The organism is Pseudomonas sp. HP_01 (assembly GCF_055284355.1).
In genome coordinates, this window is sequence record NZ_JBTOPV010000045.1 from 135,232 (window position 1) to 157,040 (window position 21,809).

The following is a 21,809-nucleotide window of genomic DNA, read 5'->3' on the forward strand; positions in this document are numbered from 1 at the left end:
CTGATGCCGCAGGTTACATTTCTGCCACACGCCGAGCATTGCCCGGACGGGATGGTTGTCGAGGCCGAAGTCGGCAAGTCGATTCTGGAACTCGCCCACGATCACCACATCGAGATAGAAAGCGCATGCGGCGGCGTCTGCGCCTGCACAACCTGCCATTGCATCATTCGTGCGGGGTTCAACTCCCTCGAAGAAGCGGACGAGCTGGAAGAGGACTATCTTGATCGTGCGTGGGGTCTGGAAGCGCAGTCCCGTCTGGCGTGCCAGGCCAAGGTCGGCACTGAAGACCTGACCGTCGAGATCCCGAAATATTCGCTTAACCACGCTGCCGAAGCGCCGCACTGATCGAGAAGCTGTCATGAGTTACGGTTGGAATGACGTACAACGCATCGCTGAAGAACTCGCCGAGACTCACCCCGGCGTTGACCCTTATTCGGTAGGGTTCACCAAGCTGCAACTGATGATCAAGCAGCTCCCGGATTTCGACGACACCTCTGGCCGCGTCGGCGAGAAAGTGCTCGAGGCGGTCCAGACGCTCTGGGCCGACGAAATCGACTGATCAGATTTGCACGTTAGGCAATAACATCAAACCCGCGTATAATTCGCGGGTTTAATTTTTCGCAATAATCACTGCTTCTGGAGTTACACCATGGCTGTTCAACGTACTTTCTCGATCATCAAGCCTGATGCTGTTGCCAAAAACGTCATCGGCGAGATCACCACCCGTTTCGAAAAAGCCGGTCTGCGCGTTGTCGCTTCGAAACTGAAGCAACTGTCCAAAGCCGAAGCAGAAGGTTTCTACGCTGAGCACAGCGCCCGTGGCTTCTTCGGTGATCTGGTTGCATTCATGATCTCCGGCCCGGTTGTCGTACAGGTTCTGGAAGGCGAAAACGCTATCGCTCTGAACCGCGAGCTGATGGGCGCTACCAACCCTAAAGAAGCTGCTGCCGGGACCATCCGTGCTGACTTCGCTGATTCCATCGACGCCAACGCTGTTCACGGCTCCGACTCCGAAGCCGCCGCTGCTCGTGAAATCTCGTACTTCTTCGCTGCTACCGAGGTAACCACTCGCTAAGCTATTGCTGCGAGTGAGGGTGAATCCATGACTGAATCAACTGGCAAAATCAACCTGTTGGGTCTGACCCGGCTGGAAATGGAAAAATTCTTCGAGTCTATCGGGGAGAAACGCTTCCGTGCCGGTCAGGTCATGAAGTGGATTCACCACTTTGGCGTCGATAACTTCGACGCCATGACGAATGTCGGCAAGGCCCTGCGCGAAAAGCTGCAGAGCCGCGCCGAAATTCGCGGTCCTGAGGTCGTCAGCGAGGACATCTCCACCGACGGCACCCGTAAATGGGTCGTCCGCGTCGAGTCCGGCAGCTGCGTCGAGACCGTTTATATTCCGCAGGGCAAGCGCGGCACGTTGTGTGTCTCCTCCCAGGCGGGTTGTGCGCTGGATTGCAGTTTCTGCTCCACCGGCAAACAAGGCTTCAACAGCAACCTCACCGCCGCCGAAGTCATCGGCCAGGTGTGGATTGCCAACAAATCTTTCGGCAGTGTCCCGGCTACCGTCGACCGTGCCATCACCAACGTGGTGATGATGGGCATGGGCGAGCCATTGCTGAACTTCGACAATGTCATTGCCGCCATGCATCTGATGATGGATGACCTGGGGTATGGCATTTCCAAGCGCCGGGTGACGCTGTCCACCTCCGGCGTGGTGCCAATGATCGATGAGCTGTCCAAGCACATCGACGTCTCGCTGGCCCTTTCGCTGCATGCGCCCAATGACGCGCTGCGAAATCAGCTGGTGCCTATCAATAAAAAGTACCCCCTGAAGATGCTCCTTGAGTCCTGCCGCAACTACATGGCTGCGCTGGGCGAAAAACGCGTGCTGACGATCGAGTACACGCTGCTCAAGGACATCAACGACAAGCCCGAGCACGCGATCGAGATGATCGAGCTGCTCAAGGACACCCCCTGCAAGGTCAATCTGATCCCGTTCAATCCGTTTCCGCATTCGGGCTATGAACGCCCGAGCAACAATGCGATCCGTCGTTTTCAGGATCTGCTGCATCAAGCCGGCTTCAACGTCACCGTGCGTACCACGCGTGGTGAGGACATCGATGCTGCCTGCGGCCAGTTGGTCGGGCAGGTAATGGACCGCACCCGTCGCAGCGAACGCTATATCGCTGTTCGGGAGCTGAGTGCCGATGCCGACGTGGTGCAGGTCGCTGCCGCTCGCAATTGAATGCGAATCTGACTGAGAGGATCTCTATGTCCCTGCGCGTTGCGCTGCTGCTCTGTTTTGCCACGCTGCTGGTCGGTTGTGTGTCCACCGGCAACGTCGATCCGCTGAGTACCAGCAAGGGGCGTGAGGAAGCTCGTCAGGCTTACGTGCAATTGGGGTTGGGTTACCTTCAGCAAGGTCAGATGGAGCGTGCGAAGGCACCTCTGAAAAAGGCACTTGAGCTGAACGGCTCCGATGCGGACGCCAATGCCGCGCTGGCCTTGGTGTTTCAGGCCGAAATGGAGCCGGAACTGGCGAACCAGTATTACGAGAAAGCGCTGTCGGCACGTTCCAAAGACGCGCGAATCCTCAACAATTACGGCAGTTTTCTCTACCAGCAGAAGCGCTACAAGGAAGCTTACGAGCGCTTCGAGCAGGCCGCCGAGGATAACCTATACGCCGAGCGCGCCCGAGTGTTCGAGAACCTCGGCATGACGGCTGTGATGCTCGGCAATCGCGACACCGCCCGTGAGCATTTCGACAAAGCCCTGCGCCTGGATCGTCAGCAGCCACGCGCGTTGCTGGAAATGGCTGAGTTGTCGTACGAAGACAGGCATTATGTGCCGGCGCGCGATTACTACGAGCGTTTCAGCCAGTTAAGCGAGCAGAATGCGCGGAGCCTGTTGCTCGGTACGCGGCTGGCGAAGGTGTTTGATGATCGCAACAAGGCAGCCAGTTACGGGCTGCTTCTAAAAAGACTCTATCCCGGTACGCCGGAATATCAGCAATACCTGTCGGAGCAATGATGAAAGCGGCGCATCCCGAAGTTGTAGCAGCCACTCGCACGAACCCAGGCGAAACATTGCGACAGGCCCGCGAAAGCAAGAACTGGTCGCTGCCAGATGTGGCGTTGAGGCTGAACCTCACTGTGACGTCCCTGACTCATCTGGAAGCGGGCGATTTTGACAAGCTTCCCGGCCACACCTTTGCCCGCGGTTATGTCCGTGCCTACGCCAAGCTGCTCGACCTGGATCAGGCTGCATTGGTCAGTGCGTTCGATCAGTACACCGGCACCGACGGCAAGGGCAGCAGCGTTCATGCTCTCGGCCGAATCGAAGAGCCGGTACGCCTGTCTCACAATATTCTGCGCATCGTCAGCCTCTTGCTGCTCATCGCATTGATCGGCGGCGGCTTCGTGTGGTGGCAGGATCAAGCTACGCTGCGCGGCAAGGAACCGACCAATCTGGGCATGGAGCATGTCGAAGTCGAAAGCGCCGACGGCACCACCCAGATCCATCCGCTCGACGAGCCGGAAGATCAAGCTGTCGCTCAAGGCCAGACCGCGTTGCCGTTGAACAACGCCGAGCCTGCGTCCGCGCCTGATGCACCTGCTTCCTCCAGCACCGCACCCGCCAGCACCGGCACCGGCACCGCCGTTGCAGGCGCTGTAGTTCCTCATAGCACGTCAACCACCGCCCCGGTAACACCTGCGCATGCAGCGTCGACGCCGACCGCGCCTGTCACCACTGTGGCGCCAACGCCTGCGACCACCGCGCCAGTCAACACCGCGCCGAGCGCAACGGCCGACGCCGCGCCTGTACCGGCAGGTGCCGGTCGCGTGCAGGTTCAGTTCGTAAACGATTGCTGGACCCAGGTCACCGATGGCAACGGTAAAGTGCTGATGAGCGGCCTCAAGAAAAAAGGCGACAGCCTCGACGTCAACGGCAAGCCGCCGCTGACCCTGCGCCTGGGCTTTGCTCGCGGCGCGCAGGTGAGTTACAACGGCCAGCCGGTTGATGTGGCACCTTTCACCAGTGGCGAAACTGCTCGCCTGAAGCTAGGGCAATAAGTCATGCACGGCGAATCTCCGATCAAACGTCGCGAATCTCGTAAAATCTGGGTCGGCTCGGTGCCGGTCGGTGGCGATGCCCCGATCGCAGTGCAGAGCATGACCAACAGCGACACCAACGACGTCGCGGCCACCGTGGCGCAGATCAACCGTCTGGAAGCCGCGGGCGTGGACATCGTCCGCGTATCAGTGCCGGACATGGACGCTGCCGAGGCCTTTGGCCGTATCAAACAGTTGGTCAAGGTCCCGTTGGTCGCTGACATTCACTTCGACTATAAAATCGCCCTGCGCGTTGCCGAGCTGGGCGTCGATTGCCTGCGGATCAACCCGGGCAACATCGGCCGTGAAGACCGCGTCCGCGCGGTGGTCGAGGCGGCCCGTGATCGCGGCATTCCGATCCGCATCGGCGTCAATGCCGGTTCGCTGGAAAAAGACCTGCAGAAGAAGTACGGCGAGCCAACGCCCGCTGCCCTGGTCGAGTCCGCGCTGCGGCACGTCGAGCATCTGGACCGTCTGGATTTCCAGGACTTCAAGGTCAGCGTCAAGGCCTCCGATGTGTTCATGGCGGTCGAGGCTTATCGCCTCCTTGCCAAACAAATCATCCAGCCGTTGCACCTGGGCATCACTGAAGCGGGCGGTTTGCGCTCAGGCACAGTGAAATCAGCCGTCGGCCTAGGTATGCTGCTGGCCGAAGGGATCGGCGATACCATTCGGATTTCGCTGGCTGCCGATCCGGTTGAAGAAGTGAAGGTCGGTTACGACATCCTCAAGTCGCTGCGCCTGCGTTCCCGTGGCATCAACTTCATCGCCTGCCCGAGTTGCTCGCGGCAGAATTTCGATGTGGTTAAAACCATGAACGACCTGGAAGGGCGCCTTGAAGATTTGCTGGTCCCGCTGGACGTCGCGGTAATCGGTTGCGTGGTGAACGGTCCCGGCGAGGCGAAAGAAGCCCACGTCGGTCTGACCGGTGGCACGCCGAACCTGATCTACATCGATGGCAAGCCGGCGCAAAAGCTGACAAATGACAATCTGGTGGATCAGCTTGAACGCTTGATCCGTCAGAGAGCGGCCGAAAAGGTCGAGGCCGACGCAGCGCTGATCGCGCGCGGCTAACCCAGTCTCCAAGGAATATTTGTGAGTAAGTCTCTGCAAGCCATTCGTGGCATGAACGACATCCTGCCGGACCAGACGCCGCTGTGGCGCTACTTCGAAGGCACGGTCTCGCGTTTGCTGGATAACTACGGTTATCGCCAGATCCGCATGCCGATCGTCGAGTTCACCGACCTGTTCAAACGCTCCATCGGCGAAGTCACCGACATCGTCGAGAAAGAGATGTACACCTTCGCCGACCGCAATGGCGATTCGCTGACCCTGCGCCCTGAAGGCACAGCGGCCTGCGTTCGTGCGGTCCTCGAACACGGCATCACCGGCGGCGGTCAGGTGCAGAAGCTTTGGTACATCGGCCCGATGTTTCGCCACGAGCGTCCGCAAAAAGGCCGTTATCGTCAGTTCCACCAGATCGGCGTCGAGGTGTTCAACCTCGATGGTCCGGACATCGATGCCGAGCTGATCGTACTGACCTGGCGTCTCTGGGGCCTGCTGGGCATCCGCAATGCCGTCAAACTGGAACTCAACAGCCTGGGCACCAGTGAAGCGCGCGGTCGTTATCGTGAAGCGCTGGTCGAGTATCTCTCGGCGCGTCACGAGCAACTGGACGAAGACAGCCAGCGCCGTCTGAAGACCAACCCGCTGCGTGTGCTCGATACCAAACACCCTGAAACCCAGGCAGTGCTGGTCGATGCACCCAAGCTGGCAGATTACCTGGACGACGAATCCCGGGTTCACTTCGAAGGCCTGAAGGCGCGTCTCGACGCGGCCGGCATTCCGTACGTTATCAACCCGAAGCTGGTTCGCGGCCTGGATTACTACAGCAAAACCGTATTCGAGTGGGTCACTGACCAGCTCGGCGCTCAGGGCACTGTCTGCGCGGGCGGCCGTTACGACGGTCTGGTCGAGCAGATGGGCGGCAAGCCGACATCGGGCGTGGGCTTTGCCATGGGCATCGAACGTCTGGTGCTACTGCTGGAAACCCTCGAGCAGATTCCCGAAGAAATCGCCCGTACGGTCGACGTTTACGTCTGCGCGTTCGGCGAGGCCGCCGAGCTGGCAGCGCTGACCTTGTCCGAGCGCTTGCGCGACCAGGCGCCGAACCTGCGTCTGCAAGTCAACGCCGGGGCTGGCAGCTTCAAGAGCCAGTTCAAGAAGGCCGACAAGAGCGGCGCGCTGTACGCGCTGATCCTTGGCGACGAAGAGCTGGTGCGCAAGGAAGTGGGCGTCAAGCCGCTGCGTGGTCAGGGCGAGCAACAAAATATTGCCTGGGATGCTCTGTCCGAGCACCTGGCCACCTGCATCTCGCAGGGTTGAAGCTGATAAAAGCCGATTTAGCGAATAGGAGTATTGGGGTGTCGAGTACCGATGATGATGAGCTGGTTGCCGTAAAGGACTGGTGGCAGCGTAACGGCAAGCCTTTGGTCACCGGCGGCCTGCTGGCAGTGATTGTGGTGTTGGGCTGGCAAGGCTGGCAGCGCTATCAGAACAACCAGGCGCAAGGTGGTTCGGCGCTGTATCAGCAATTGCTGGAAACCGCACTGACGCCCAGCGGCCAGGCCGATGCAGGCCGTGTGGCCGAGATCGCCGGCAAGCTGAAGAGCGAATTCGGTGGCACCGCGTACGCCCAGTACGGCAGCCTGTTCGTGGCCAAGGTGGCTGTGGACACGGGCAAGCTGGATGATGCCGCGAACGAACTGAAATCCGTGACCGACAAGCCAGCCAACGCGACCCTGGGTGAAATTGCCCGTCAGCGTCTGGCTCGCGTACTCGCTGCACAGAACAAGGCCGAAGACGCGCTGAAGCTGCTTGACGGTCAAGCCGACCAGTCTTTCGCGGCCAGCCGTGAAGAGCTGCGTGGTGACCTGCTGGTTCAGCTGGGTCGCACCGATGATGCCTACGCTGCATACAAAAAAGCCAAGGCGTCGCTTTCCGAAGAAGCGGCTGTTGGCGGTTTGCAAATGAAGCTCGACGATCTGGCGAAAGGGGATGCGTGACGTGATTCGTTGGAAACATGCAGCATTGCTGGCTCTGGCCATTCTGGCCGCGGGTTGCAGCAGCAACAGCAAAAAAGAGCTGCCTCCGGCAGAACTCGTCGACTTCAAACAGGAAGTAACGCTGCAGAAGTTGTGGAGCCGTTCCGTCGGTGACGGTCAGGGCGACATCTACAACATGCTGGTTCCGGCCATCGACGGCGAGAACATTTACGCAGCTGATGCGAACGGTCTGGTCATGGCGATCAACCGCAGCAACGGCGACGTGGTCTGGAAAAAAGAGCTTGAGCAACCGGTTTCCGGCGCCGTCGGCGTAGGTTTCGGTCTGGTCATGCTCGGCACGTTGCGCGGCGAAGTCATCGTCCTCGACGAAGCCACCGGCGAGCAAAAGTGGAAAGCCAAGGCGACCAGCGAAGTGCTGTCCGCTCCGGCCACCAACGGCAGTGTCGTGGTTGCCCAGACGCAGGATGACCGGGTCATCGGTTATGACGCCGTCACAGGTGATCAGCGCTGGATCTACGAGAGCAGTCCTGCGGTTCTGACGCTGCGTGGCACCGGTGCACCGATTGCCACTCCTTCGCTGGCGATTGCAGGGCTGTCGACCGGCAAGGTCGTGGCGCTGGACATCAACAACGGCGTCCCGGCCTGGGAGCAGCGCGTTGCCGTTCCAACAGGTCGTTCCGAGCTGGATCGCGTGGTCGATATCGACGGCGGCTTGCTGCTTTCCGGCAACACGCTGTATGTCGCGACCTATCAGGGCCGCGTAGCCGGTCTGGAACTGCAGAGCGGTCGCGTGCTGTGGCAGCGTGATGCCTCGAGCTATTCGGGTGTGGCGCAGGGCTTCGGCAGCGTTTACGTCTCGCTGGCCAACGGCACCGTGGAAGGCATCGATGAGCGCTCTTCCACCGGTCTGTGGAGCAACGACTCGCTGGCCCGTCGTCAACTCGGCGCGCCGGAAGTGTTCTCCAGCTACGTTGCGGTCGGTGACATGGAAGGTTATCTGCACCTGCTGAGCCAGGTCGATGGCCATTTTGTCGCCCGTGAAAAGATTGACAGCGATGGCCTGCGTGCTCGCCCGCTGGTCTCCGGCAGCACCATTTATGTCTTCGGCAACAGCGGCAAGCTGGAAGCGCTGACGATCAAGTAGTGGCTGTCTATGCTTGGGAAGGTCGTGTTTTGGCTTCCCCAGGCGGCCCCGCTTTCATGGGGCCTGCGACGCTTTGGCGTTGCTCCGAACTCCGGCCGCTGCCTTGCAGCGGCTTTTGTATTTTCTGAAATAACGAAGTGGAGAGCCGCATGGTTCCCGTAATCGCCCTGGTGGGTCGACCGAACGTCGGCAAGTCCACCTTGTTCAACCGCCTGACCAGGACTCGCGACGCCATCGTCGGCGACTTGTCCGGTCTGACCCGTGATCGCCAATACGGTGAGGCCAAGTGGCAAGGGCGCTCCTACATCCTGATCGACACCGGCGGTATCTCCGGTGACGAGCACGGCATGGACGAAAAAATGGCCGAGCAGTCGCTGCTGGCCATCGAAGAAGCCGATGTCGTGTTGTTCCTCGTTGACGCCAAAGCAGGCTTCACTGCCGCCGACCAGATGATTGGCGAGCACTTGCGCAAGCGCAACAAGACGTCTTACGTGGTCGCCAACAAGGTCGACAACATCGACCCTGACATGGCCCGCGCCGAGTTTGCACCGCTGGGCATGGGTGACGCGATTCCGGTTGCCGGCGCTCACGGTCGAGGCATCACGCAGATGCTCGAAATTGCCTTGCGTGATTTCCCGAAAGACGCTGACGAAGTCGAAGAAGGCGAAGAAGAGGAAGTCGTCGCCGAAGGTCAGGAAGCCAAGCGCATTCCGGGTCCGAGCGAGAAGGACGGCATCAAGATCGCAATCATCGGTCGCCCTAACGTCGGCAAGTCGACATTGGTCAACCGCATGCTCGGTGAAGACCGCGTTATCGTCTACGACGAGCCCGGCACCACCCGCGACAGCATTTACATCCCGTTCGAACGCAACGAGGAAAAGTACACGCTGATTGACACCGCCGGTGTGCGCAAGCGCGGCAAGATCCACGAAGAAGTCGAAAAGTTCTCCGTGGTCAAAACCCTGCAGGCGATCAAAGACGCCAACGTGGTGATCTTCGTGATGGACGCCCGCGAAGGCGTCGTCGACCACGACCTCAACCTGCTGGGCTTTGCCCTTGAATCCGGTCGGGCACTGGTCATCGCGCTGAACAAGTGGGATGGCATGGTGCCAAGCGAGCGCGACTACGTGAAGGTCGAGCTGGAGCGTCGGTTGTTCTTCGTCGACTTCGCCGACATCCACTTCATCTCGGCGCTGCACGGCACCGGCGTGGGCAACCTGTATCAGTCGGTGCAGAACTCGTTCAAATCCGCTGTGACCCGTTGGCCGACCAGCCGCCTGACCCAGATTCTGGAAGACGCGGTCAGCGAGCACGCACCGCCCATGGTGGGCAGCCGCCGCATCAAGCTGCGTTACGCTCACTTGGGCGGCGCGAACCCGCCGTTGATCGTTATCCACGGTAACCAGGTGGAGAAAGTACCGAAGTCGTACGTCCGCTATCTCGAGAACACCTATCGCCGTGTGCTCAAGCTGGTCGGTACGCCTATTCGCATCGAGTTCAAGGGTGGCGAGAACCCGTATGAAGGCAACAAGAACACGCTGACCGACCGCCAGGTCAACAAGAAGCGTCGGATGATGTCGCACCACAAGAAGGCCGACAAGAAGCGCCGCGACAAGCGCTGATCGTGTAAAGGTCTTTCTCGGAAAAGGCGCCAGTGGCGCCTTTTTTTGTGCGCGACATCTGGGCTATCCTGCGGGTCCCCGAGCCCTCCAGGTGTCGGGAGTGGAGCAGGAAAACCCCATGATCACAAGCAAACTGCCGAACGTTGGCACCACCATCTTTACTGTGATGTCCCAACTGGCTGCCGAAACCGGGGCGATCAATCTGTCTCAGGGTTTTCCCGATTTCGATGGGCCCGACGCATTGCGTGAGGCTCTTTGCCGCCGCGTCATGGACGGCAATAACCAATACGCGCCGATGGCAGGCCTGCCGGCATTGCGCGAGCAAGTCGCCGCCAAGATCGCTCGCTGCTACGGCCGTCAGGTCGGCGTCGACAGCGAAATCACCATCACCCCCGGCGCGACCCACGCCATCTTCTGTGCCATTCAGACTGTTGTGAGCGCCGGCGATGAGGTGATCGTCTTCGACCCGTGCTACGACAGCTACGCGCCTTCGGTGGAACTGGCTGGCGGGCGTTGCATCCATGTGCAGCTCAAAGACGGCGATTTCGCCATCGACTGGGAAAATCTCACTGCCGCGTTGAGCCCTCGCACCCGCATGATCGTCATCAACACGCCGCATAACCCCAGCGGGGCACTGATCACGAGCGACGAATTGGACCGCCTGGCGGCGTTGATCCGTGACCGGGACATTTATGTGCTCAGCGACGAGGTCTATGAGCATCTGGTATTCGACGGGCTGCAACACGCCAGCGTGCTGGCCCATGACGAACTCTATCAGCGCGCCTTTGTGGTCAGTTCGTTTGGCAAGACCTACCACGTCACCGGCTGGAAAACCGGCTACCTCGTTGCGCCGCCGGCGCTGACCGCCGAAGCACGGAAGATCCACCAGTTCGTCGCGTTCTGCGGCGTTACACCGCTTCAATGGGCCCTGGCAGATTTCATGGCGGCGCACCCTGAACACGTCGACGAACTGCCGGCTTTCTATCAGGCCAAACGCGACTATTTTTGCGATCGCCTGGAAGCTTCGCGTTTCACCTTCACCCGGGCCAGTGGCACCTACTTTCAGCTCGTCGATTATTCGCAGATCCGCCCAGACCTCAACGATGTCGACATGTCCCTGTGGATGACCCGCGAGCACGGTGTGGCGAGCATTCCTATTTCGGTGTTCTACCAGAGTCCGCCCGAAGGCCAGCGCCTGATCCGGCTGTGCTTTCCCAAGCGTGAGGAGACGCTGCGTCAGGCAGCGGAGAAACTATGCGCGATCTGACCACGCTGCCCAATCTGAACATCGCGCTGGTCCAGACCACGCTGGTCTGGCACGACGCCCCGGCGAACCACGCCCACTTCGAAGAGCTGCTTGCCCAGGCCAAGGGCGCGGATCTGGTGATCCTGCCGGAGATGTTCACCACTGGCTTTACCATGGAGTCCGAAACCCTGGCCGAGCCCGAAGACGGCCCGACTGCCCAGTGGATACTGACCCAAGCCAGGCAACTGGATGCCGTGGTGACCGGCAGCGTGATCATTCGCGCAGCTGACGGCAGCCATCGCAATCGCTTGTTGTGGGCGCGGCCGGACGGCGAGCTGCTGCATTACGACAAGCGCCATCTGTTCAGAATGGCCGGCGAGCATGAGCATTACAGCCCGGGCGAGCGCCAGGTGCAGTTCGAACTCAAAGGCTGGCGAATTCGTCCGCTGATCTGCTACGACCTGCGTTTTCCGGTGTGGAGCCGTGACGCCCAGAATACCGATCTGCTGCTGTACACCGCCAACTGGCCGGGCGCTCGCCGTCTGCACTGGAACCGGTTGCTGCCGGCGCGCGCCATCGAGAACCTGTGTTACGTCGCCGCGGTGAATCGCGTAGGCATCGATGGCAAGGGTTTCGCGTACACGGGCGACAGCCAGGTGCTGGACTTCCAGGGCGAGAGCCTGCTGAACATCGGCGAGGCCGACGGCGTGTTTCAGGTCAGCTTGTCAGCGCAGAGCCTGGCGGCGTATCGCGAGAAATTCCCGGCCTGTCTCGACGCCGATACATTCGAGATACAGTAACGTCATAGAGTTGAGGGGCGGGTGGTCGATAGCGGTTGTACCCAGACAGGAGATCGGTATGACCACCATCAGCACATCCTCATTGAGTTCCTACTCCACCAGCTTCACCGTCGCGGTGAAGAAAGACGCCACAACAGCAGCGGCCGACAGCGACACCTCCACCACAGATGCCACGTCGGCATCTGCGTCGACCACAGCCACTGCGGCAGGTGGCGCTGGCGGTGCTGGCGGAGCTGGCGGAGCGGGTGGGGCCTCTGATTCTTCCAGCACCAGCGAGCAGGCCATCGAGAAGCTGGAGGAGCAGATCAAGGAAACCCAGAAGCGCTTGCAGGAGCAGCAACAGCAGCTCGCTGCCGCCCAGGGAAGTTCCGGCTCGGACGAGGAAAAGTCCGCACGCGTGATGGCCATTCAGGGACAGATCTCGTCGTCCACCGCCAGCCTGGCCACGGAGCAGGCGGCCCTCCTGCAACTGCAGAAGTCCGGCAGCATCAACACCACCGCCTGATTCACTGATTCAGACGCAAACCGCTCCATGACCTCGGTCGTGGGGCGTTCTTGCGTCTGCAATAAATTCGACTTCAGATGTTTGTACGCTGGCCGATACAAAGTGCACCTCATAAGGAGTTCATCATGACCACCATCAACACCAGTTCGTTGGGTGCTTACTCCAGCGTGTTTACGGCTGCTGTCAAAACCGACGACTCCACCAAGAGCGATGCCAAGACCGCCAGCGTAGAGCTGCGCGGTAACGTCTATGGCGACACCAAGGCGGCCGGAGCCACTGAGTCGGGCGACGCGCCGAGCATGAAGGAGGAGATGATCAAGCAGTTGCAGGAGCAGATTGAGCGAACGCAGAAAATGCTCCAGCAGCAGCAGGCTCAGTTGGCCGCTGTCCAGGGCAGCAAGACGCCGGATGAGCTGAAGGCCACGCAGGTCATGGCAATCCAGCAGCAGATTTCCGGCACCATGGCTCAGTTGGGGGCGCTGCAGGCTTCCCTGTTGAACCTGATGAAAGTCAAGGTCGACACCACGGCTTGATCATGCGGCTTACAAAGAAAAAGGCCCTGAAGCTTTCACTTCAGGGCCTTTTTGCATCGCAGTGAATCAAGCCGCTTTTGTCGCCTCTTCAGCTTGCAGCACGCCACGGTTGAGCGCGCTGAACAGGGCCTTGAAGCTGGCCGTGGTGATGTTCTCGTCGATACCGACGCCGTGTACCGCGCGGTCGCCATTCACGCGCAGTTCGATGTAGGCAGCGGCTTTGGCCGTGGTGCCTGCGCCAATGGCGTGCTCGTTGTAGTCCATGATCTCGACCGGCACCGGCAGACCGGCGACCAATGCTTCCAGCGCGCCATTGCCTGTGCCTTTCCAGCGCAGGTTGCTCTCGCTGTCACCCTTGCCGGTCACCTCCACTTCCACGGCGCTGTTGCCATTTTCTTCTTGCAGACGATGGCTGACCAACGCATACGGCTTATTGGCCTGCAGGTATTCACGCTTGAACAGCGAGTAAATCTGTTGAGCGCTCATCTCCAGGCCCAGACGATCGGTCTCGCCCTGAACCACCTGGCTGAACTCGATCTGCATGCGACGCGGCAGGGAAATCCCGTATTCCTGTTCGAGCAGGTAGGTGATACCACCCTTGCCGGACTGGCTGTTGACGCGGATCACCGCTTCGTAGCTGCGGCCAATGTCAGCCGGGTCGATTGGCAAGTAAGGCACTTCCCACGGCGTGCCGTCTTTCTGTTGGGTGAAGCCCTTGCGGATCGCGTCCTGGTGAGAGCCGGAGAACGCGGTGTGCACCAGATCGCCAACGTACGGATGACGTGGGTGCACCGGGATCTGGTTGCATTCCTCGACCACCTTGCGCACGCCGTCGATGTCGGAGAAGTCCAGTTGCGGATTCAGGCCTTGGGTGTACATGTTCAGCGCGACGGTCACGAGGTCGACGTTGCCGGTGCGCTCACCGTTGCCGAACAGGCAGCCTTCAACGCGATCCGCGCCGGCCATCAGGCCCAGCTCGGTTGCCGCGACACCTGTGCCACGGTCGTTGTGGGTGTGCAGGCTGATGATCACGCTGTCACGACGGGAAATGTTGCGGCAGAACCATTCGATCTGGTCGGCGTAAATGTTCGGGGTGGCGACTTCGACAGTTGCCGGCAAATTCAGGATCACCTTGTTCTGCGGCGTTGCGTTCCACACTTCGATGACGGCGTCGCAGACTTCCTTGGCGAACTCCAGCTCGGTGGCGCTGAAGGTTTCAGGCGAGTACTCGAACTGCCATTGGGTTTCTGGCTGCTGGGCGGCGTATTTGACGAACAACTGAGCGGCATTCACTGCGATGGCCTTGACGCCGGCTTTGTCCTGGTTGAAGACGATGCGGCGGAAGGACGGGCAGGTGGCGTTGTACAGGTGGACGATGGCTTTTTTCGCTCCGCGCAGGGATTCGAACGTCCGTGCGATGAGGTCTTCGCGGGCCTGAGTCAGGACCTGAATGGTGGTGTCGTCCGGGATGTGGCCGTCTTCGATCAGCGTGCGCACGAAGTCGAAATCGGTTTGCGAGGCGGAAGGGAAGGAGGCTTCGATTTCCTTCACGCCGACTTGCACGAGGGTCTTCCAGAAACGCAGCTTTTTGACCGCATCCATGGGCTCGATCAGTGACTGGTTACCGTCTCGCAAGTCGGAGCTGCACCAGATCGGCGCCGCAGTGATGGTCTTGGAAGGCCATGTGCGGTCAGGCAGGTCGATGACAGGAAAGGCGCGGTACTTCGTCGAGGGATCTTTGAGCATGGTCATGTGAATAATCCTTGTTGTACTCAGGGCCGAAAGAAGGCGGCCAGCCGGTTGATGCGAGAGTAGCACTGCGGGGTGAGCGTCGAGGCACCGCGTTCAGCTTTGCAGTCGTGCACTGACGAGGCAGAGGCAGCGATGTTGACGCATCAGAATGAGGGTGTGAGAGGTTTTCATGTCGCCAAACGTAACCAATGGGGTGAAAGCTGGCAAGCGGTTGGGAAAAATTGAGAGAAGTTACCGCTAAAAACACATGGTCAAGATGTTATTGCCGTATTTCGAGGGCTTGCGCGATTAAATTGCCGTAATGGTTGGGGCTGGTCCTAATGGGTGCTCGTGAGCAAGCTCAGCAGGATGTATGCATTCCAATTGTAGGACCGGCTTCAGCCGGGAAGGGGCCAGATTTCACGCCATCACATTCGCGATGAAGCGTCCGACGCGTTCCCGGCTAAAGCCAGTCCTACAGGGCCATTACCCCGGGCAAGCGTTACGGCTGAAACGCATTAATGAAAATCGCCGGATCCACCCGCGCGTCATTCAGGCTGATGTTCCAGTGCATATGCGGCCCCGTCGCGCGGCCAGTCGAACCCACGCGCCCGACCACGCCACCGCGCGGAACGGCATCGCCGACTTTCACGTCGATCTTCGACATGTGGCAGAACATGCTAATGAAGCCCTGCCCGTGATCGACGAACACCGTGTTGCCGTTGAAGAAGTAGTTACCGATCAGAATCACCTTGCCCGCCGCTGGCGACTTGATAGGCGTCCCGGCAGGGACCGCGAAGTCCAGTCCGGCGTGAGGATTACGCTCCTCGCCGTTGAAGAAACGTCGCACGCCGAATTTGCTGGAGAGCGGCCCGTCCACCGGTTTGTCCAGCAGAAGGTTGCTCGGCGTCACGGGACTGAACGTACGGTAGGCGCGGACTTGCACATCGAGCTCCTGCTCGATGCGCTTCAAGTCGTCCGGGTTCGGATTGACCTGACGCTGGTTCTTCAGGGTAATGCGCTGCTCCGGGTACTTCTTGTTGCCCACCACGAAAGGCAGGTTGCGGCCCCCGCTGCTGACCTGTTGCGGGCTGCCTGGCTTGATGGTCAGCGGGATGCCGACGATGGCCAGCCAGCGCGCGTCCTGATCCTTGACGACCAGCACCGGTTTGCCCTGCCACGTGGCCTTGGGCGCTTGCGCGGAAGGGCCGAGGTCGACCACCGCTACGCCGCCCGGTACCGGCTTGTTGAGCAGGCGGGAAATGTAGCTGTCGGCGTAGGCGGGCAGGGCAACGCACATGGCTGCACACAGTGAAAGGGCAGCAGTTGCCAGCGAACGGGAGAGAGAAGGCAGCATTGATCAATCCAGAAGTGAAAGGGTGACGGGCGTCAGATGATTGTCTTCGACGCGCACTTGCAGCTCGCCGTCCGCCAGCTTTGCCGTCAGGCGCTGACCCTGATGCGTCTGCTCGGCAGCGCGAACGGCCCTGCCGCGTTCATCCAGCAAAATACTGTAACCACGGCCCAGGGTCGCCAGCGGGCTGACCACGTTGAGCGTCTGCACCTGACTTTGCAGCTGCAGGCGACGGCTCTTGAGGTTTTCCTTGATCGCACGGGGCAGTCGCTCGGCGAGTACCGCCAGGCGCTGACGCAGAAACATCAGTGTGCGGCCCGGGTGTTGCGCGGCGAGGCGACTTTCCAGATGGCTCATGCGCACCTGGCGCTTGTGCATCTGTTGCTCAAAGGCCCGGCGCATGCGCATGTCAAGGTCGTCGAGCCGCTGGGCGCGCTGCCGCAGACGCTCGCCTGGGTGACGCAAGCGGCGGGAAATACCGTCCAGGCGCAATTGCTCGCGCATCAGCCGGTCCTGCATGCGGCTGATCAGTCGGCGCTCCAGGCTGTCAACCCTGCGGTGCAGATCGCTTGAGTCCGGCGCCAGCAGCTCAGCGGCGGCGGAGGGCGTCGGCGCACGCACGTCGGCGACGAAGTCACTGATCGAGACATCGGTTTCGTGACCGACCGCGCTGACGATTGGCGTCACGCACGCATCGATGGCGCGGGCGACGGCCTCTTCGTTGAAGCACCAGAGGTCCTCCAGCGAACCGCCGCCGCGGGCGAGAATCAACGCATCAAAGCCGCGGCCGTCAGCGAGCTTGAGCGCGCGCACGATCTGGCCGATCGCCTCGCGGCCCTGCACGGCGGTGGGAATCAGGGTGAGTTCGACCTGGGGCGCGCGACGGCGGAATACGCTGATGATGTCGCGAATCACCGCACCGGTCGGGGAGCTGATGATGCCAATGCGCTTGGGGTGCAGGGGCAGGGCGACCTTGCGCTCGGCGCTGAACATTCCTTCGGCGCTGAGCTTCTCCTTCAACGCGTCGAATGCCAGGCGCAGCGCGCCATCGCCAGCAGGCTCGACGGTGTCGAGAATCAGCTGGTAGTCCCCGCGACCCTCAAACAGCGAGACCTTGCCGCGTACCTTGACCGCCAGGCCATCTTTCAGCGCCTGACGCACCCGTGCCGCGTTGCTGCGAAACAACGCGCAACGGACCTGGGCGCCGGAGTCCTTCAGCGTGAAGTAAACGTGCCCGGAGGCCGGACGCGAGAGGTTGGAAATCTCGCCCTCCACCCAGATGCTGGAAAACACATCTTCCAGCAGCACGCGTGCGCGGCCGTTGAGCTGGCTGACAGTGAGGACGTCCCGGTCAAGGCCGAGTCTTGCGAAGGGGTCTTTGATCATGGCGGCATCATAAAGGCTTTGGGGCACGGGTCACCAGATGAGATCGCTGGCGGCGCGCGCCCCGACGGCCATACTTGACGTCACCGACAGCGCGATTAAGCTGCCGCCCCCCGATTACTTGTCAGACAGGCCCGTCATGGACACCCAAAGCATCATCGTCCCGCAAATCTCCAGCTTTCCTGCGCACGAAGCGAAGGCGCGGGCGATCCTGCGCTGGCTGGTGAAGCTGAACGTCGTCGAAGAATCGCTGACCACCTGTGGGCGCAGCTTCAACCGCATGGCCTACGCGGTTGCCCCGGGCGCGCGACGCTTCGTCGAAAACCCTGACGCCTTGCCATTCGGTCAACCGGTCAACGGTCTGGAAATCGTCCTCAAGCGCTGCATCTATACACCGCAGAAGGGTTTCAAGGAGGAGGCCGGTTGCCCGGAATGCCGGCGCGAGATCGGCGAAGCCCTGTTCGACAGCCTGGAAGACTGGATGCCGGGCCACACCGACAACTTCATGTGCCCCGAATGCCGCCATGAAGACGACATCAACGGCTTCCTGTTTCTTGAACCGTGCGGGTTCTCGAATCTGGGGTTCATCTTCAACAATTGGCTGGATGCCGGTTTCAAAAGCAGCTTTGTCGAGGCGTTTGCCGAACGGATGGACCGTCCGGTGTCCCACGTCAAAGTCAGGATGTAGATCTGCGCGGCTGTCATTGGGCGCCGTAATCCGGCTCATGCGTAAATAGCCTGATCTTTACATTGAGATACTGCAGGTGTCTGGGTACAATGGCGCGCTTCCATTTTCCCGCTCGGGAGCCCAGCGATGCTGCGTATCAGCCAAGAAGCCCTTACATTCGACGACATTCTCCTTGTGCCCGGTTATTCCGAGGTGCTTCCCAACGAAGTCAGTCTGAAAACACGATTGACCCGTGGCATCGAACTCAACATCCCCCTCGTTTCCGCCGCTATGGACACCGTCACTGAAGCCCGTCTGGCAATCGCCATGGCTCAGGAAGGCGGCATCGGCATCATCCACAAGAACATGACCGTCGAGCAGCAAGCTGCCGAAGTGCGCAAGGTCAAGAAGTTCGAAGCGGGTGTGGTCAAGGATCCGATCACCATCGAGGCTGACGCCACTGTTCGCGATCTGTTCGAACTGACCCGTCAACACAACATCTCCGGCGTTCCGGTCCTGCATGACGGCGAGCTCGTCGGCATCGTGACCTCCCGCGACGTCCGCTTTGAAACCCGTCTTGATGTGCCTGTTCGCGAAGTGATGACGCCGAAAGAGCGTCTGGTCACCGTCCGCGAAGGCGCCGACAAGTACGAAGTGCGCGATCTGCTGCACAAGCACCGCCTGGAAAAAGTCCTGATCGTCGACGACAAGTTCGCGCTCAAGGGCATGATGACCGTCAAGGACATCGAGAAATCCAAAGCCTGGCCACTGGCGAGCAAAGACGACCAGGGTCGTCTGCGTGTCGGCGCTGCGGTCGGCACCGGCAAAGACACCGGCGAACGCGTTAGCGCGCTGGTGGCTGCGGGCGTTGACGTTATCGTTGTCGACACCGCACACGGCCACTCCAAAGGCGTGATCGACCGCGTTCGCTGGGTCAAACAGAACTTCCCAGACGTGCAAGTCATCGGCGGCAACATCGCCACCGGCGCCGCTGCGCTCGCACTGGTTGAAGCTGGCGCTGACGGCGTCAAGGTCGGCATCGGTCCTGGCTCCATCTGCACCACCCGTATCGTGGCAGGCGTGGGCGTCCCGCAAATCAGCGCCATTGCCAATGTGGCTTCGGCACTGGAAGGCACTGACGTTCCGCTGATCGCCGACGGCGGCATCCGTTTCTCGGGTGACCTGTCCAAGGCCATCGTTGCCGGTGCCTACTGCGTGATGATGGGCTCGATGTTTGCCGGTACCGAAGAAGCCCCGGGCGAGATCGAGCTGTTCCAGGGCCGTTCGTACAAGGCCTATCGCGGCATGGGTTCGCTGGGCGCCATGTCCCAGGCCCAGGGATCGTCGGACCGTTACTTCCAGGACTCGTCCGACGGCGCGGAAAAGCTCGTACCGGAAGGTATCGAAGGCCGCGTTGCGTACAAGGGTTCTCTGACTGCCATCGTTCACCAGTTGATGGGCGGCCTGCGCTCTTCGATGGGTTACACCGGCAGCGCCGACATCCACGAAATGCGCACCAAGCCTGAATTCGTACGCATCACCGGTGCCGGCATGGCTGAGTCCCACGTTCACGACGTGCAGATCACCAAGGAAGCGCCGAACTACCGGGTCGGCTGACGCCTCCAGCCACAAGTTGATAGTTACTAGCTACAAGCGATCTGTAGCGGCACCGCCTTTAGGCCTGTCGCTACGGATCTGCGGCCCCTGACACCTTGCAGCTTGAAGCTTGAGGCTTGAAGCTGCTCTATCTAGAGTCCTCTCATGGCCCTCGACATTCACGCCCACCGCATCCTGATCCTGGACTTCGGTTCCCAGTACACCCAGCTGATCGCCCGTCGCGTTCGCGAAATCGGCGTTTACTGTGAACTGCACCCGTTCGACATGTCGGACGAAGCGATCCGCGAATTCGCCCCGAAAGGCATCATCCTCGCCGGCGGCCCCGAATCCGTCCACGTCGCTGACAGCCCGCGCGCGCCGCAGGCCGTGTTCGACCTGAACGTGCCGATCTTCGGTATCTGCTACGGCATGCAAACCATGGCCGAGCAGCTCGGCGGCCGCGTGGCCGGCTCTGAATTGCGTGAGTTCGGTTATGCCCGTGTCGACGTCGTCGGCAAGAGCCGAGTGCTGGATGGCATCGAAGACCACGTCGACGCTGACGGCGTTTTCGGTCTCGACGTCTGGATGAGCCACGGCGACAAAGTCACCGAGATCCCGGAAGGCTTCCACGTACTGGCCAGCACCCCAAGCTGTCCGATCGCCGGCATGGCCGACGACACCCGCGGCTACTACGGCGTGCAGTTCCACCCGGAAGTGACCCACACCAAGCAGGGCGGTCGCATCCTGTCGCGCTTCATCCTCGACATCTGCGGCTGCGAAGCGCTGTGGACCCCGTCCAAGATCGCTGAAGACGCCATCGCCCAGGTGCGCGCCCAGGTCGGCACCGACAACGTGCTGCTGGGTCTGTCTGGCGGTGTTGACTCCTCGGTGGTCGCAGCGCTGCTGCACAAAGCCATCGGCGACCAACTGACCTGCGTCTTCGTCGACAACGGCCTGCTGCGTCTGCACGAAGGTGAGCAAGTCATGGCCATGTTCGCCGAGAACATGGGCGTCAAGGTGATCCGCGCCAATGCCGAGGACCAGTTCCTCAACAACCTGGCCGGCGAAAGCGACCCGGAGAAGAAGCGCAAGATCATCGGGCGCACCTTCATCGACGTGTTCGACGCCGAGTCGACCAAGCTCGACAACATCAAATACCTGGCCCAGGGCACCATCTACCCTGACGTGATCGAGTCCGCCGGCGCCAAGAGCGGCAAGGCCCACGTCATCAAGTCGCACCACAACGTGGGCGGCCTGCCGGAAGAGATGAACCTGAAACTGGTCGAGCCCCTGCGCGAACTGTTCAAGGACGAAGTCCGTCGTCTGGGCCTGGAACTGGGCCTGCCGTACGACATGGTCTACCGCCACCCATTCCCGGGCCCGGGCCTGGGCGTGCGTATCCTCGGTGAAGTGAAGAAGGAATACGCTGACCTGCTGCGTCGCGCCGACCACATCTTCATCGAAGAACTGCGCAAAGCCGACTGGTACCACAAGGTCAGCCAGGCTTTCGTCGTGTTCCAGCCGGTGAAATCGGTTGGCGTGGTCGGCGACGGCCGTCGTTACGCCTGGGTCGTGGCCCTGCGTGCCGTAGAAACCATCGACTTCATGACCGCACGTTGGGCGCACCTGCCTTACGAACTGCTGGAAACGGTGAGCGGCCGGATCATCAATGAGATCGAAGGTATCTCGCGCGTGACTTATGACGTGTCGAGCAAGCCGCCTGCGACGATTGAGTGGGAATGATGGGACGTCCGGTATTGTCCGGCACCAACTAGCAAGAAATGCCCTGGAGCCCGCGTAATTGCGGGCTTTTGGCTTTTTGGGTTTGGCAAATTCTGGCAGCGTTTTGCATCGCCAAGCATGTATTTTTTATGGCATGGTACGGGGTACTAACTGCATCCGATGCCATGCATGATGCTTGATACCATGCTCCTCTTATCAGCGCGGGCATGGTATCGAGATAGCCAAGAGGCCCGGTTTGACTGGGGGAAACCCCATTCTTCCGCGCTTTTCAGAGCATGGTATTTTTTCATTAGAAAAGTGGA

General features: G+C 60.5%; 21 protein-coding genes. 18 read left to right on the top strand and 3 right to left on the bottom strand.

Annotation, left to right across the window (positions count from 1 at the left end; translation table 11 throughout):
• The first annotated feature begins 3 nt into the window (after positions 1–3).
• The 15 genes from fdx (at position 4) to ACYAR8_RS20615 (ending at position 13,033) form a co-directional block, all read left to right on the top strand.
• A complete protein-coding gene (gene fdx / locus ACYAR8_RS20545) occupies positions 4–345 on the top strand; it encodes an ISC system 2Fe-2S type ferredoxin (RefSeq protein WP_065990018.1) in 342 nt (113 codons plus the stop codon).
• Positions 346–358: 13 nt separating this feature from the next.
• Entirely contained in the window at positions 359–559 is a 201-nt protein-coding gene (gene iscX / locus ACYAR8_RS20550; RefSeq protein WP_108120869.1) for a Fe-S cluster assembly protein IscX, read from the top strand.
• 90 nt (positions 560–649) lie between these two features.
• Positions 650–1,075 carry a nucleoside-diphosphate kinase gene (gene ndk / locus ACYAR8_RS20555; RefSeq protein ID WP_007916882.1) on the top strand — a complete coding sequence of 142 codons (426 nt, stop codon included), beginning with the start codon at positions 650–652 and terminating at the stop codon, positions 1,073–1,075.
• A gap of 27 nt (positions 1,076–1,102) precedes the next feature.
• Entirely contained in the window at positions 1,103–2,251 is a 1,149-nt protein-coding gene (rlmN, locus tag ACYAR8_RS20560; protein ID WP_074886333.1) for a dual-specificity RNA methyltransferase RlmN, read from the top strand.
• 26 nt (positions 2,252–2,277) lie between these two features.
• On the top strand, positions 2,278–3,036 hold the full coding sequence (pilW, locus tag ACYAR8_RS20565) for a type IV pilus biogenesis/stability protein PilW (RefSeq protein WP_074886331.1): 759 nt from the start codon (positions 2,278–2,280) through the stop codon (positions 3,034–3,036).
• The gene (locus tag ACYAR8_RS20570; protein WP_463580891.1) at positions 3,036–4,079 is read left to right on the top strand and encodes a RodZ domain-containing protein; all 1,044 of its coding nucleotides are present in this window, start codon (positions 3,036–3,038) and stop codon (positions 4,077–4,079) included. The genes pilW and ACYAR8_RS20570 overlap by 1 nt, the downstream gene beginning before the upstream one ends.
• Before the next feature lie 3 nt (positions 4,080–4,082).
• A complete protein-coding gene (ispG, locus tag ACYAR8_RS20575; RefSeq protein ID WP_074886326.1) occupies positions 4,083–5,192 on the top strand; it encodes a flavodoxin-dependent (E)-4-hydroxy-3-methylbut-2-enyl-diphosphate synthase in 1,110 nt (369 codons plus the stop codon).
• 21 nt (positions 5,193–5,213) lie between these two features.
• A complete protein-coding gene (hisS, locus tag ACYAR8_RS20580) occupies positions 5,214–6,503 on the top strand; it encodes a histidine--tRNA ligase (RefSeq protein ID WP_463580892.1) in 1,290 nt (429 codons plus the stop codon).
• Positions 6,504–6,541: 38 nt separating this feature from the next.
• Entirely contained in the window at positions 6,542–7,183 is a 642-nt protein-coding gene (locus tag ACYAR8_RS20585) for a tetratricopeptide repeat protein (protein WP_463580893.1), read from the top strand.
• Entirely contained in the window at positions 7,176–8,327 is a 1,152-nt protein-coding gene (gene bamB / locus ACYAR8_RS20590) for an outer membrane protein assembly factor BamB (protein ID WP_463580894.1), read from the top strand. The genes ACYAR8_RS20585 and bamB overlap by 8 nt, the downstream gene beginning before the upstream one ends.
• A 149-nt stretch (positions 8,328–8,476) precedes the next feature.
• Positions 8,477–9,949 carry a ribosome biogenesis GTPase Der gene (gene der, locus ACYAR8_RS20595; protein ID WP_065990003.1) on the top strand — a complete coding sequence of 491 codons (1,473 nt, stop codon included), beginning with the start codon at positions 8,477–8,479 and terminating at the stop codon, positions 9,947–9,949.
• 118 nt (positions 9,950–10,067) lie between these two features.
• Positions 10,068–11,216 carry a pyridoxal phosphate-dependent aminotransferase gene (locus tag ACYAR8_RS20600; RefSeq protein ID WP_463580895.1) on the top strand — a complete coding sequence of 383 codons (1,149 nt, stop codon included), beginning with the start codon at positions 10,068–10,070 and terminating at the stop codon, positions 11,214–11,216.
• Complete coding sequence (locus ACYAR8_RS20605) at positions 11,204–11,995, top strand: amidohydrolase (protein WP_463580896.1); 792 nt, start codon at positions 11,204–11,206, stop codon at positions 11,993–11,995. The genes ACYAR8_RS20600 and ACYAR8_RS20605 overlap by 13 nt, the downstream gene beginning before the upstream one ends.
• Positions 11,996–12,053: 58 nt before the next feature.
• Entirely contained in the window at positions 12,054–12,500 is a 447-nt protein-coding gene (locus tag ACYAR8_RS20610) for a hypothetical protein (protein WP_463580897.1), read from the top strand.
• A 125-nt stretch (positions 12,501–12,625) separates the two neighbouring features.
• The gene (locus ACYAR8_RS20615; protein WP_074886306.1) at positions 12,626–13,033 is read left to right on the top strand and encodes a hypothetical protein; all 408 of its coding nucleotides are present in this window, start codon (positions 12,626–12,628) and stop codon (positions 13,031–13,033) included.
• 66 nt (positions 13,034–13,099) lie between these two features.
• Here the strand turns inward: ACYAR8_RS20615 and leuA are convergent, their stop codons facing one another.
• The 3 genes from leuA to xseA all read right to left on the bottom strand — a co-directional run bounded on the left by leuA (position 13,100) and on the right by xseA (position 17,504).
• Positions 13,100–14,785, bottom strand: a complete 1,686-nt coding sequence (gene leuA, locus ACYAR8_RS20620) for a 2-isopropylmalate synthase (RefSeq protein WP_074886303.1) — start codon at positions 14,783–14,785, stop codon at positions 13,100–13,102.
• Between the two features lie 481 nt (positions 14,786–15,266).
• Complete coding sequence (locus tag ACYAR8_RS20625) at positions 15,267–16,064, bottom strand: peptidoglycan DD-metalloendopeptidase family protein (RefSeq protein ID WP_074886650.1); 798 nt, start codon at positions 16,062–16,064, stop codon at positions 15,267–15,269.
• A 60-nt stretch (positions 16,065–16,124) separates the two neighbouring features.
• The gene (gene xseA, locus ACYAR8_RS20630) at positions 16,125–17,504 is read right to left on the bottom strand and encodes an exodeoxyribonuclease VII large subunit (RefSeq protein WP_172610852.1); all 1,380 of its coding nucleotides are present in this window, start codon (positions 17,502–17,504) and stop codon (positions 16,125–16,127) included.
• A gap of 136 nt (positions 17,505–17,640) precedes the next feature.
• On the opposite strand from xseA, the gene ACYAR8_RS20635 reads away from it, so the two are divergent.
• From ACYAR8_RS20635 to guaA, 3 genes are all read left to right on the top strand, one after another.
• Positions 17,641–18,189 (top strand): sugar ABC transporter ATPase, encoded by a 549-nt coding sequence (locus ACYAR8_RS20635; RefSeq protein ID WP_108120964.1) that lies wholly within the window; start codon positions 17,641–17,643, stop codon positions 18,187–18,189.
• Positions 18,190–18,315: 126 nt separating this feature from the next.
• A complete protein-coding gene (guaB, locus tag ACYAR8_RS20640; protein ID WP_065989989.1) occupies positions 18,316–19,785 on the top strand; it encodes an IMP dehydrogenase in 1,470 nt (489 codons plus the stop codon).
• A gap of 144 nt (positions 19,786–19,929) precedes the next feature.
• Positions 19,930–21,507: a glutamine-hydrolyzing GMP synthase gene (gene guaA / locus ACYAR8_RS20645; protein WP_108120879.1), complete on the top strand. Its 1,578-nt coding sequence runs from the start codon at positions 19,930–19,932 to the stop codon at positions 21,505–21,507.
• Positions 21,508–21,809 lie beyond the last annotated feature (302 nt).